We start from the raw sequence: 12,302 nt of genomic DNA on the forward strand, positions 1-12,302 counted from the left end.
CGGGCCGCACCGCGCCGGCCCCTGCCGAGGCCGCCGCACCGGCCGCCGACGCCGCGCCTGCCAAGCCCGGCCGTGCGCGTCGCCGTCCCCGCCAGGCCGACGCCGAGGCGCCTGCCGAGATGGTCGCCGCCGCCGTGCCCGAGATCGATGATCGCGCCGAGGCACCGGCACCCGCGCCGGTCGCCCGCGTGCCTGAGCGCGCGCCCGAACGCACAGCGGCACGCATGCCCGATCGGGTCGTCGCCCCGCGCCACGACGAGCCACGCCGCCGCCCGCGCCGCGACGAGCGCGACGACGGGCCGGATGTCGGCTGGAACGGGCCGATCCCGGACTTCCTCAACGCGATCATCAACCCTTAAGCGATCGGCGGTGGTTGCGCGCGCCGTCTGACGATGCCGCAACCACCGTCTCCACCGGCCCGTGGCCGCCCGTGTCGCTAAACTTCGCCCGTTATCGGGTGCGCATTCTCTTTGTCGACACGCCCGCGCGCAGGGCTATCTAGCCTGATGGCTGCAAAGGAATTCTGCTTGATGCGCTCGATCTTCTCTCGCCCTGCCCTGATCGCGGCGGCCTGTGCCGCGGTGGCGGTCCCCAGCCTCGGCGCCGATGCCGCCGTACGGGCGCCCAGGGTAGCGGCCAGCTTCGACCAGCTCGCCAAGCCGCTGCCGCTGCCCTATGATGAGGCCGCCAACGCCGATGCCAAGATCGCCGCCGCGCGCGCGCGGGCGATCCGCGGCCACAAGCGGCTGCTGATCGATCTTGGCGGCAACTGGTGTCTCGATTGCCGGCTGCTCGCCGGCGTGATCGACCTGCCCGCCGTCCACCGCTTCGTCGCCCAGCATTATGAGGTCGTCACCGTCGATGTCGGCCGGTTCGACAAGAACGGCCAGGTACCCGCACGCTATGGCATCACCGGGCGGCTTGCCGGCGTGCCGGCAGTGCTGATCGTCGATCCGCGCACCGATCGGCTGGTCAACAAGGGTCATGAGACCGCCCTTGCCGACGCCCGGTCGATGACGCCGCAGGCGCTTGCCGACTGGCTGGCGCAATGGGCCGCCTGATCGACGGCTCGCGGGCTCGTTGATCGCGCCGTAGCGCCCCACCCCCATCAACGGGGGCGCCACGCCATCGCCACGCTGTTATGCCGTCGTTACGCCGCCGCGGCGATGGCGGCATCGTCCAGGCCGGACGCACGCTGATAGGCGGCGCGCGCCGTCAGTCGCTCGGCATAGGCGGCAAATGTATCGCGGCTCGGCAGCGAGCCGAACTGCAGCCCCCAGATCACCTGGGCGCCGACATAGACATCGGCGGCGGTGAACCGGTCGCCGGCAATGAACGGATGGGCCGCCACCGCGGCCTCCAGCACGTCGACCACCGAGTCATAGGAGCCATAGCCGACGAACCGCTGCTGCCGGTCGTCCGGCACCACCCCGAGCGCGCGGTTGGTGACCGCCGCCTCGACCGGCCCTGCGGCGTAGAACAGCCAACGGAAGTAATCGGCCCGCTCGTCGTCGCGCGGCGCGAGTTCGGCGTCGGGGAAACTCTCGGCGAGATAGGCGCAGATCGCGGCACATTCGGTGACGACCTTGCCCCGGTGGACCAGCGCCGGCACCTTGCCCATCGGGTTGATCGACAGATACGACGGCTGTTTCATCGCCGTGGCATAATTGAGCAGCACCACCTCATACGGCGCGCCGACCTCTTCGAGCATCCAGCGTGCGATCCGGCCCCGCGATTGCGGGTTGGTGTAGAGGGTAAGGTCCGTCGCCATCATCCGTCTCCCCGAGTCGATGGAACGAAGGTGGAACGGAACGGCGTCAGCCGTCAAGCCGCTGGTGGAGGAAGGCGATCGTCCGCTGCCAGGCCAATGCCGCCGCGGCGGCGTTGTAGCGATCCGCCGACGTGTCGTTGTTGAACGCGTGGTCGACATCCGGATAGGTGAAGGCCTCCACCGATTTGCCGGCTGCCTTGAGCGCCGCGGTCCACGGTACCCCGCCCGCATTCACCCGGGCGTCCTTGCCGGCATAATGAAGCATCAGCGCCGCCTGCACCTTGGCGGCCTCCGACGGCGCCGGCGCCGGGCCGTAATAAGCGACACCGGCGGTGAGCGCGGTGCCCGCCGCCACGGCGAGGCGGTCGACGAACGCCCCGCCCCAGCAGAAGCCCACCGCGCCCACCTTGCCCGAGCTGCGCTGCCGGCGGCCCATCTTGGCCATCATCGACTGCACTTGCGCGAGCGCGAGATCATAATCGGCGGTGCCGATCAGCGTCCGCGCGCGATCCTCGTCGGCGGGGGTCCCGCCCTGCGGCGCGAGCAGGTCGGGCGCGACGGCGATGAAGCCGGCCAGCGCGATCCGCCGCGCGACATCCTGGATATGCGGGGTAAGGCCGCGATTCTCGTGGATCACCAGCACCAGGCCGCGCTTGGCCGCCGCCCCCTGGCGCGCCATCGCCAGATAGGCGCGGCTCGGCTTGCCGGCCTCGGTTCCGGTCAGCATCCGTGTCTGGAGCCGCGGATCGGCGGGATCGATCAGCGCCGCCGCGGCCGGCGAGGCGGCGATGCCGGCGATCAGCGCCTCGGCCGCTACCGCCGAGCCGGCGAGCGCGGTCATCTGCTTGAGCAGGGCCCGGCGGTCGTGATGCTCATGGGTAAAGGCATCGTACAGCTGGACGGCGGCATCGTGCAGGTCGGACATGGCGGCTCCCGTTCGTGCAAAGGCACGCGGAGGCTAGATCAGCCGGGCGACGGGAGCCACCCCCGATTGTCGTCCGAGCGGCCGGACTCCGCCCGGCCAGCGCCGATCAGCGCTTGAACGGGTCCTCGAACAGCGCCCGTGCCTCGGCGGCGGGATCCTGCGGACCAGCCTCGGGATCGCGCAACGCCGCTTCGCGCTCGGCGCGCAGCTGGGTAAGCAGCGCCTCGCGATCGCCTTCGAGGCGGGTATCGGTCGGCGCCGCCTCGATGCCCGCCGACTTGGCGGCCTTGGCCACCGCCGCGTCGAGCTCGCGCTGGGTGGTGAGGCCCAGCGTCACCGGATCCTTGGGGGTGATGTTGGCGATGTTCCAATGGCTGCGGTCGCGGATCGCCGCGATCGTCGTCCGCGTGGTGCCGATCAGATTGCCGATCGCGCCGTCGGTGATCTCCGGATGGTTGCGGATGATCCAGGCGATGCCATCGGGCTTGTCCTGGCGCTTGGAAACCGGCGTGTAGCGCGGACCCTTGGTGCGGCGGACCTGCTCGGGGCCCTTGATGATCTTGAGCCGGTAATCCGGATCCTCCTGGCCCTTGTCGATCTCTTCCTGCGCCAGTTCGTGCGCCCGCACCGGATCGCGGCCGGTCAGCTTGGCGCCCGCGGTATCGTCGGCGATCGCCTGCACCTCGAGGATGTGCAGCCCGCAGAATTCCGCGATCTGCTCGAACGAGAGCGAGGTGTTGTCGACCAGCCAGGAGGCGGTCGCATGAGGCATGAGCGGCTGGGCCACGGGCGAACTCCGTCAGAAATAAATAGGGCCGCCCCATCCGGAGCGGCCTCGCATGGCACCCGATGTACTGCGGGCGTTGCCCAAGAGCAACCCGTGGCAAGATTCGTCGGCGGATGATGTAACTGTCACAAAAGTGATTTAAGCAGTTTCGTCTCGTTACAGGGGAATGTTACATGAAGATCATCAAGGGCGCAGCTGCCGCCATTACCGGGCTGGCGCTCCTCGCCGCGCCCGTCGCCGCCGCGGCCGCGCCGGCCAATCCGGCAGCCAGCCTGTCGGTCGCCCGCGCCGGCGCGTCGAGCACCCATGCCAGCAAGCTCGGCGCTTCGGTGCCGACCACCACGCTGATCAGCATCGGCATTCTCGCCGCGCTGACCGGCATCGTGCTCGCGGTCACCGGCGGTGACGACGACGATTCGGCCGATAGCAACTAAAACCCGGCGCTGCCGCGCGGCAGCGTCAGCCCCGACAACGGCTCCGCATCCTGCCGGATTCGGGGCCGTTGCTTCCTCGGTGTCAGATCACCTGCAGCACGATCTTGCCGACATGGTCACCGGCCTCCATCCGGGCGTGCGCCGCCGCCGCCTCACCCAGCGGATAGACCTGGTCGATCACCGGTCGCAGTCGCCCGGCCTCGACATGCGGCCACACGGTGCGCACCAGTTCATCGGCAACCAGCGACTTGAACGCGCTGTCACGCGCGCGCAGCGTTGAGCCGGTCAGGGTGAGGCGGCGCGCCATGATCTGCCACAAGGGGATCGTCGCCTCGGCGCCACGCTGCACCGCGATCGAGACGTGGCGACCGTCATCGGCGAGGCACTGGAGGTTGCGCGGCACATAATCGCCGCCGACCATGTCGAGCACTGCGGCGACGCCCTTGCCCTCGGTGATCGCCTTCACCCGCTCGACGAAATCCTCGGTTTTGTAGTTGATCGCGTGCGCGGCGCCGAGCTCGAGCGCGGTCTGCGCCTTGGCATCGGAGCCGACCGTGACGATCACCGTCACGCCGAACAGGGCGCCGAGTGCGATCGCCATGGTGCCGATGCCGCTGGTGCCGCCATGCACCAGCACGGTATCGCCCTCGGTGGCGAAGGCGCGCTCGAACAAGTTGGTCCACACCGTGAACAGCGTCTCCGGGATCGCCGCCGCCTCCACCATCGACATGCCCTCGGGGATCGGCAGGCACTGGCCGAACGGCACCGCGACGTACTGCGCATAGCCGCCGCCGGCGAGCAGCGCGCATACCGGCTGGCCGATCAGCTCGGCGATCATATCCTCGCCCACCGCAACGACGGTGCCGGCGACCTCCAGCCCGGGGATCGAGGGCGCGCCTGGCGGCGGCGGATATTTACCCTCGCGCTGGATCACGTCGGGGCGGTTCACCCCGGCGGCGGCAACGCGGATAAGCACCTCGCCCGGCGCGGGCTGCGGCACCGGCCGCTCAACAAGGCGGAGTACTTCGGGGCCGCCGTTCTCCTCCGGATCAATCGCGTGCATCGTCTGGGGCATCGCATTCATCCGGTCGCATCCTGGATTTGAGGGCTGTCGGCTTATTGACATCACCGGGGCGAGGGTCAACGTAGTAAGATAATGGAATTGGACGACGCCCGCCCGCGTCCCGACGACGCCTTGACCGAGCTGATCCGCCAGGACCTCGATCCGCTGTCGGTCGCCGAACTCGAATCGCGCATCACCGTGCTGGAGGGCGAAATTGCCCGCTGCCGTCTCAAGCTCGACCATGCCGTTAAGCATCGCGCAAGCGCCGACGCGTTATTCAGATCGTGACGCTGCGGGGCACCTCGTCGCGACTCGCAACGGTGCCGTGTGACGCCCGATCAGGGGCTCGGATTGCCTGCTTTCAAGTGCTTGATGCGCGTGACCATCGTCCCGACATTGCAGAAAAGGGCCCGGCAGCTGCTGGGGCCCGACTGGAGTAGATTGAATGCCCTCATTCGCCCCCGCGCTCGAGACGACGCTGCACAAGGCGCTCGAAGCCGCATCGTCCCGACGCCATGAATATGCCACGCTCGAGCATCTCCTGCTCTCGCTGATCGATGACGATCACGCCTCCAAGGTGATGGAGGCCTGCAAGGTCGATCTCGGCGAACTCAAGACCACCGTGGCCCATTACCTCGACACCGAGCTCGACGCGCTCAAGGTTGATGCCGCCACCGATCCCTCGCCTACCAGCGGCTTCCAGCGCGTCGTTCAGCGCGCGATCCTCCATGTCCAGTCCTCGGGCCGCGACGAGGTGACCGGCGCCAATGTGCTGGTGGCGCTGTTCAGCGAGCGCGAGAGCTACGCCGTCTATTTCCTGCAGCAGCAGGACATGAGCCGCCTCGACGCGGTGTCGTTCATCAGCCACGGCGTCGGTAAGGGCGCCGCCACGGGCGAGGCATCGACGCCCAAGGGCGTCGATGACGAAAAATCCGCCAAGGGACAGGAGAAGGGCAAGACGGAAAGCGCGCTCAAGCAATTCACCGTCGATCTCAACGAGAAGGCCAAGATCGGCAAGGTCGATCCGCTGATCGGCCGCGGGCCGGAGGTGGATCGCACGATCCAGATCCTGTGCCGTCGCTCCAAGAACAACCCGCTCTATGTCGGCGATCCCGGCGTCGGCAAGACCGCGATCGCGGAAGGCCTCGCGCGCAAGATCGTCGAGGGCGAGGTCCCCGACGTGCTCAAGGAGGCGGTGATCTACAGCCTCGACATGGGGGCGCTGCTCGCCGGCACCCGCTATCGCGGCGATTTCGAGGAGCGGCTGAAGGCGGTCGTTAACGAGCTCGAGAAGATGCCGCATGCGGTGTTGTTCATCGACGAGATCCACACCGTAATCGGGGCCGGCGCTACCAGCGGCGGGGCGATGGACGCGTCCAACCTGCTCAAGCCCGCGCTCAGCGGCGGCTCGATCCGCTGCATCGGCTCGACCACCTACAAGGAGTTCCGCAACCACTTTGAGAAGGACCGCGCGCTGCTGCGGCGCTTCCAGAAGATCGACGTCAACGAGCCGACGATCGAGGATACGATCAAGATCCTCGCCGGCCTGCGCTCGGCGTTCGAGGATCACCACAAGGTGAAGTACACGCCCGAGGCGATCAAGTCGGCGGTGGAGCTTTCCGCACGCTATATCAACGACCGCAAGCTGCCGGACAAGGCGATCGACGTGATCGACGAGGTCGGCGCGATGCAGATGCTGGTGCCCGCCAACAAGCGCAAGAAGACGATCACCGCCAAGGAGATCGAGGCTGTCATCGCCACCATGGCGCGAATCCCGCCGAAGTCGGTCTCGACCGACGACAAGGCACAGCTCGAAAGCCTCGAGACCGATCTCAAGCGCGTCGTCTTCGGCCAGAACAGCGCGATCGAGAAGCTCGCCTCGGCGATCAAGCTCGCCCGTGCTGGCCTGCGCGAGCCCGAAAAGCCGATCGGCAACTATCTGTTCACCGGCCCCACCGGTGTCGGCAAGACGGAGGTCGCCAAGCAGCTCTCGTCGATCCTCGGCATTCCGCTGCAGCGGTTCGACATGTCCGAATATATGGAGCGTCACTCGGTCAGCCGGCTGATCGGCGCACCTCCCGGCTACGTCGGCTTTGACCAGGGCGGTCTGCTCACCGATGCGGTGGACCAGAACCCGCATTGCGTGCTGCTGCTCGACGAGATCGAGAAAGCGCATCCGGACCTGTTCAACATCCTGCTGCAGGTGATGGACAATGGCCGGCTCACCGACCAGCACGGCAAGACGGTCGATTTCAGGAACGTCATCCTGATCATGACCACCAATGCCGGCGCGTCCGACATGGCGCGCGAGACGGTCGGCTTCGGCAATCTTACCCGCGAGGGCGAGGACGAGCAGGCGGTGCAGAAGATGTTCACGCCGGAGTTCCGCAACCGGCTCGATGCGATCGTGCCGTTCGGTTACCTGCCGACCGAGGTTGTCGCGCGGGTGGTGGACAAGTTCATCCTCCAGCTCGAGCTCCAGCTTGCCGATCGCAACGTCCACATCAACCTGGACGATGCCGCCAAAAGCTGGCTGACCGAGAAAGGCTATGACAAGCTGTACGGCGCGCGCCCGATGGGCCGCCTGATCCAGGAAAAGATCAAGCAGCCGCTCGCCGAGGAACTGCTGTTCGGCAAGCTGGTCCATGGCGGCGAGGTGACGGTGAGAATGAAAGACGGTGCGCTGTCGTTCGCGATCGAGCCGGCCGCGCCCAAGAAGCCCAAGAAGAAGGGCAAGGCGGAGCCCGTCGACGCCAAGTAAGGCGCCGCGCGGCGCCTTTGATTGTTGCCTCCAAAACGGATCGGTTCCAGCGGGACCGGTCCGTTTTCGTGTTAATTCGCATGGGTGCCTCGTTCAGACGATCCCGATCCGCCACATGCCATCGGCGACAATGCGCCGGGCGTGTTCGGCCACCCGGCGGCGATTGCCGCAGCCGATGTGCGCGCGCTTGCCGAAATTGCCGCGACCCGCGTGATCAGCGATGCGGCGGTTCGCTATTGGATCGGTGGCTGGGGTAATGCCGCGCCCAGCCGGCCGACCGTCGAGGCCAGCGAATCCCAGTTCGCGACGTCGTTGATGTGGAGCGAGGGCGCGATCGCCGATCTCGAGCATATCCGCCGTTACCTCACCGCCTTCGATCCCGCGGCAGCATGCCGCTTCGCCGATCGGGTGACGGCGATGGCCGCGGCGCTGGAGCGGGACGCGGCAGTGCTGCCGCCCGGCATCGGCCGGCGCGACACGCTCCGCCCCTTTACCTTGCGCTATCACCTTGCCCACGGCGCTTTGGCGGTCATGTGGATCAGGCAGACTCACGATGGCAGTCGCTAGGTCGACGCGGTCCAACGTGACCCGAATGGTGCGGCGCCGACGTGACCAGCAAATATTTCTCGGGCGGCTTAACGCGCTGATTCTGTCCAGCAGCGCTAAGACGTTGAACTTGCGAGCGCCCGCAACGAGTCGCACCGTGGTCACGGTTAACGACTAGCCTGCGGTTTTTACCATTGATTGGGAACCGTTGCGCTAGAAGCACGGCATGCCGGATGCGGGATGGGTGCGGGCGATTGCCACAATAGCCATGGTGCTGCTGGGGTTCGTCGTCTCGCCGGCCGCGTGGGCCCGGGGCGGCACGCCGCTAGCGACCTGCGTCGCGCGGGTGCAGCCCGGCGACACGGCGCGGGGAATGTTCGCCAGGCCGGCGCGGTTCGAATGCCATCGGTCGCAAACCTCGTTCGGCAGCGGTGATTATTGGGTGCTCGCGCCTCGCCTGCCCCACGTGGCAAGCGACGGCACCAGCGTCCGCACCGGCAGTGTGTGGCAGCATCGCGTCACTCTCTACATCCGCTATGCCGATGGCGCGGTCCGGCAAACCGGCTTCACCAGCCAGACGACCGGGCAGCACCTGCGGCTCGGGGCGATCATCCAGCTTGGCCTGCCCGCGCATAGCGCGCCGCCGGTTCAATTGCTGTGGCATGTCGAACGCTCGCTCAATCTGCGCGGCATCGTCATCGGTGCAACCCTGGTCGACGACGCCGAGGCGGCTCGCGGCGAGGTGGCTACGGCGGCTGTCTACGCCACCTTCGCCGGCATGTGCCTGGCGCTGCTGATCTACAATCTCGCACTCTGGGCGGCGCTGCGCCAGCGCTTCCAGCCCGCTTATTGCCTGATGGTGCTGTGCCTGCTTGCCTATACCTCCACCTCGTCGGGCTTGGTCGGGCAGCTGACCGACATCGACAACAACGATCGGCTGCGGCTCAACTATCTGTTCCTCGCGATGTCGGCAGCGACAGCGCTGGTCTTCGCCCGCGCCTTTTTCGAACGACGCGTGTTTGACGGCTGGTTGCGACCGATGAGCAACGCGGTGATCGCGCTGCTGCTCGGCAGCGCCGGGGCCTTCGCCTTGTGCGCGCCCGGGCTCGCCGCGATCATCGATCCGCTCGCGACCAGCAGCTATCTCGCCTTGGTCGTGCTGGTGATCCCGATCCTGTGGCGCGCCGCGCGCCAGCGCAGCAACTATCTGTGGATCTTCGCGCTGGCCTGGGGCGGGCCGGTAATCTTCGCCATCTTCCGTATCGCCGCGGCGTTCAGCCTGATCCACTGGAACTTCTGGATCGACAATTCGACTTTAGCCTCGATGGCGCTGGAGGCCGTGCTGTCGTCGCTCGGCGTCGCTTATCGTATCCGCCTGCTCAGCCTCGAGCGTGACGACTGGCGCCAGCAGGAGAGCGCGGCGCGCACCCTGGCCGACACCGACCCGCTTACCGGCCTGCTCAACCGCCGCGCCTTCCTTGATCGCGCGATCGGCCGCGAGGGCGAGCAGATGCTGTTGATCGCCGACATCGATCACTTCAAGGCCATCAACGAGACGATCGGGCATGACGGCGGCGACGAGGTGCTGCGCACCATCGCCCGCGCGCTGCGCACCGCGGTGCCGACCGACGCCTTGGTCGCGCGGATCGGTGGCGAGGAGTTCGCGATCGTCGCGCCACTGCAGTCCGGCCTCAAGGCGGCCGCCGTGCTCGAGCGGTTGCGCCGTGAGCGGATGCCGCACGACGTCGCCGTGACTGCCAGCATCGGCGCCTGTTTCGGCTCGTTGCTGCGCGAGGCGGACTGGCAGGCGATGTATCGCTGTGCCGATCAGGCGTTGTTCGAAGCCAAGGCCAAAGGTCGTGATCGTGCGCATGATGTCGGCGCGCTCGCCCGCGCCGCCTGAATCGCTGGATAGATCGGCAATGTTCTGTTAAAGTACTTGCCAGGAAGGCGGTGCGGCTGATGAACGATCGACGGAAGATTGCACTGGCGGCAATTATGGCCTGCGCAGTGCTTGCGGCACGCCACCCTACCGCCAACATCAGCCTGGTCACGCATGACATCGGCGATCCCACGCCGCATCGCCTGCAGGCGGCCGTCGACCTCGGGCTCGTCGGCGTCTCCGTGCTCTATACGTGGACGAGCCGACAGCTGCACTGACCGCGCGCAGGCAAGCAAGGGCAATCGACACGCTGGGCTGTGCCAATTAGGCGAGGATTCCAGCCATTCCGCATCCTTGCCTCCCCGCCGCCCCTGCCCCATAGCGTCTGCCATGGACACGCCCATCGACACCCTGTCGTTCGAAGACGCCCTCAAGGAACTCGAACGAATCGTATCGCGCCTGGAAAGCGGCGAGGCGACGCTCGACGAATCGATCGGGCTCTACGAGCGTGGCGACCGGCTGCGCCAGCGCTGCGCCGAGCGGCTCGATGCCGCTCAGGCCCGGATTGAGGCGATCCGGCTTGATGCCGATGGCAACGCCGCCGGCACCCGGCCCTTTGCTGCAGCCTGACCCTAGCATGACCAAGCTCGCTGCTGCGCTGGAAGAGGTCTCCGCGGAGATCGATCGCCGTTTCGACCTGCTGTTGCCGGTACCCGACGACGCCCGCGCGACGCTGTACCAGGCGATGCGCCATGCGGCGATCGGCGGCGGCAAGCGGCTGCGTCCGCTGCTGATCTACGCCACGGCGGATCTGTTCGGCGTCGATCGCGATTGCACCGGCCGCGCCGCCACCGCGCTGGAGGCGATCCACGTCTATTCGCTGATCCATGACGATCTGCCCGCGATGGACGATGACGATCTGCGCCGTGGCAAGCCCACCGTCCACAAGGCGTTTGACGAGGCAACCGCGATCCTTGCCGGTGACAGTCTGCATGCCCTGGCGTTCGAGTGGCTTGCGCAGCCGACCACGCACCCCGATCCGTTCGTCCGCGCCGAGCTGGTGATGGAGATCGCGCGCGCCGCCGGTCCCGCCGGAATGGCCGGCGGGCAGATGATGGACATCGTCGCCGAAAGCTCGCGATTCGATCTCGCCACGGTAACGCGGCTCCAGCAGATGAAGACGGGCGCGCTGATCTCGGTGGCGGTGGAGGTCGGCGCGATCCTCGGTCGCCTGCCGATCGAGGGGCGTACCGGCCTGCGCGGCTATGCTCATGATCTCGGCCTCGCCTTCCAGATTGCCGACGATCTGCTCGATGCCGAGGGTGATGAGGAACTCGCCGGCAAGAAGCTGCGCAAGGATGGCGATGCCGGCAAGGAGACCTTCCTGTCGCTGCTCGGGGTGGACCGCGCGCGCGCGCAATGCCTGATGCTGGTCGACCAGGCGATCGAGCATCTCCACAGCTTCGGAGATCAGGCGGATCTGCTGCGCGAGATCGCGCGCTACGTCGTTGAGCGCGACCGCTAGAGCCCGCGGGAGGAACAGCAGCGATGAGCCAGCGCATCGGCGTCTATCCCGGCACCTTCGATCCGGTCACGCTTGGCCACATGGACATCATCCGCCGTGGCGCCAAGCTGGTTGACCGGCTGGTGATCGGGGTGACCACCAACCCGTCCAAATCGCCGATGTTCAGCATCGAGGAGCGGCTGGCGATGGTCCGCCGCGAGGTGGAGGGGATCGAGGGCGATATCGAGGTGGTGGCGTTCGATTCGCTGCTGATGGACTTTGCCGAGCGCGAGGGTGCCCGGGTGATCGTCCGCGGCCTGCGCGCCGTCGCGGATTTCGAATATGAGTATCAGATGGCCGGGATGAACCAGCAGATCAATCCGCGGGTCGAGACGGTGTTCCTGATGGCGGACGTCGCGCTGCAGCCGATCGCCAGCCGGCTGGTCAAGGAGATCGCGCTGTTCGGCGGCGCGATCGCCAAGTTCGTGCCACCGCGGGTGTGCGAGCAAGTGGTCGCGCGGGTCGCGGTGCTCGGGCGCAAGGGCGCCTGAACGCTCCTGCGCCACGTTCAGTTTGGCGACACGACGGATTTGCTCTAAGCCGCCATCATTCCAGCTCGGTTGGGGATT

Annotated in this window: 14 protein-coding genes and 1 pseudogene; 11 read left to right on the top strand and 4 right to left on the bottom strand. The window is 67.2% G+C overall.

Annotated elements, in window-relative coordinates; genetic code table 11:
* Window positions 1-359, top strand: a pseudogene (locus AC07M8_RS17380) (hypothetical protein); the annotation flags it as partial.
* Between the two features lie 171 nt (window positions 360-530).
* Window positions 531-1,061 (top strand): thioredoxin family protein, encoded by a 531-nt coding sequence (locus AC07M8_RS17385; protein ID WP_495175559.1) that lies wholly within the window; start codon window positions 531-533, stop codon window positions 1,059-1,061.
* Between the two features lie 89 nt (window positions 1,062-1,150).
* Here AC07M8_RS17385 and AC07M8_RS17390 read toward each other — a convergent pair whose 3' ends face one another.
* From AC07M8_RS17390 to AC07M8_RS17400, 3 genes are all read right to left on the bottom strand, one after another.
* On the bottom strand, window positions 1,151-1,771 hold the full coding sequence (locus AC07M8_RS17390) for a glutathione S-transferase family protein (protein WP_495175491.1): 621 nt from the start codon (window positions 1,769-1,771) through the stop codon (window positions 1,151-1,153).
* A gap of 46 nt (window positions 1,772-1,817) precedes the next feature.
* The gene (locus tag AC07M8_RS17395) at window positions 1,818-2,696 is read right to left on the bottom strand and encodes a dienelactone hydrolase family protein (protein WP_495175492.1); all 879 of its coding nucleotides are present in this window, start codon (window positions 2,694-2,696) and stop codon (window positions 1,818-1,820) included.
* Window positions 2,697-2,802: 106 nt separating this feature from the next.
* Window positions 2,803-3,483 carry a cell cycle transcriptional regulator TrcR gene (locus AC07M8_RS17400; RefSeq protein WP_495175493.1) on the bottom strand — a complete coding sequence of 227 codons (681 nt, stop codon included), beginning with the start codon at window positions 3,481-3,483 and terminating at the stop codon, window positions 2,803-2,805.
* Window positions 3,484-3,656: 173 nt separating this feature from the next.
* Between AC07M8_RS17400 and AC07M8_RS17405 the strand changes: the two genes are divergently transcribed.
* The gene (locus AC07M8_RS17405) at window positions 3,657-3,917 is read left to right on the top strand and encodes a hypothetical protein (RefSeq protein ID WP_495175494.1); all 261 of its coding nucleotides are present in this window, start codon (window positions 3,657-3,659) and stop codon (window positions 3,915-3,917) included.
* A gap of 82 nt (window positions 3,918-3,999) precedes the next feature.
* On the opposite strand, the gene AC07M8_RS17410 is transcribed toward AC07M8_RS17405, so the two are convergent.
* A complete protein-coding gene (locus tag AC07M8_RS17410; protein ID WP_495175495.1) occupies window positions 4,000-5,001 on the bottom strand; it encodes an NAD(P)H-quinone oxidoreductase in 1,002 nt (333 codons plus the stop codon).
* A gap of 72 nt (window positions 5,002-5,073) precedes the next feature.
* Between AC07M8_RS17410 and AC07M8_RS17415 the strand changes: the two genes are divergently transcribed.
* From AC07M8_RS17415 to coaD, 8 genes are all read left to right on the top strand, one after another.
* The gene (locus AC07M8_RS17415; RefSeq protein WP_495175496.1) at window positions 5,074-5,268 is read left to right on the top strand and encodes a DUF1192 domain-containing protein; all 195 of its coding nucleotides are present in this window, start codon (window positions 5,074-5,076) and stop codon (window positions 5,266-5,268) included.
* Between the two features lie 157 nt (window positions 5,269-5,425).
* Window positions 5,426-7,741: an ATP-dependent Clp protease ATP-binding subunit ClpA gene (clpA, locus tag AC07M8_RS17420; protein WP_495175497.1), complete on the top strand. Its 2,316-nt coding sequence runs from the start codon at window positions 5,426-5,428 to the stop codon at window positions 7,739-7,741.
* Between the two features lie 84 nt (window positions 7,742-7,825).
* Entirely contained in the window at window positions 7,826-8,308 is a 483-nt protein-coding gene (locus AC07M8_RS17425) for a type II toxin-antitoxin system RelE/ParE family toxin (protein ID WP_495175498.1), read from the top strand.
* 247 nt (window positions 8,309-8,555) lie between these two features.
* Window positions 8,556-10,190: a GGDEF domain-containing protein gene (locus AC07M8_RS17430; RefSeq protein ID WP_495175499.1), complete on the top strand. Its 1,635-nt coding sequence runs from the start codon at window positions 8,556-8,558 to the stop codon at window positions 10,188-10,190.
* A gap of 59 nt (window positions 10,191-10,249) precedes the next feature.
* Entirely contained in the window at window positions 10,250-10,447 is a 198-nt protein-coding gene (locus tag AC07M8_RS17435; RefSeq protein ID WP_495175500.1) for a hypothetical protein, read from the top strand.
* Window positions 10,448-10,559: 112 nt separating this feature from the next.
* Window positions 10,560-10,799 carry an exodeoxyribonuclease VII small subunit gene (locus AC07M8_RS17440; protein WP_495175501.1) on the top strand — a complete coding sequence of 80 codons (240 nt, stop codon included), beginning with the start codon at window positions 10,560-10,562 and terminating at the stop codon, window positions 10,797-10,799.
* A 7-nt stretch (window positions 10,800-10,806) separates the two neighbouring features.
* On the top strand, window positions 10,807-11,694 hold the full coding sequence (locus AC07M8_RS17445; RefSeq protein ID WP_495175502.1) for a polyprenyl synthetase family protein: 888 nt from the start codon (window positions 10,807-10,809) through the stop codon (window positions 11,692-11,694).
* Window positions 11,695-11,717: 23 nt separating this feature from the next.
* Window positions 11,718-12,224, top strand: coding sequence for a pantetheine-phosphate adenylyltransferase (gene coaD / locus AC07M8_RS17450; RefSeq protein WP_495175503.1), 507 nt, complete (start codon window positions 11,718-11,720; stop codon window positions 12,222-12,224).
* The last annotated feature ends 78 nt before the right edge of the window (window positions 12,225-12,302 follow it).

The organism is Sphingomonas sp. GW821-FHT09E03 (assembly GCF_059416225.1).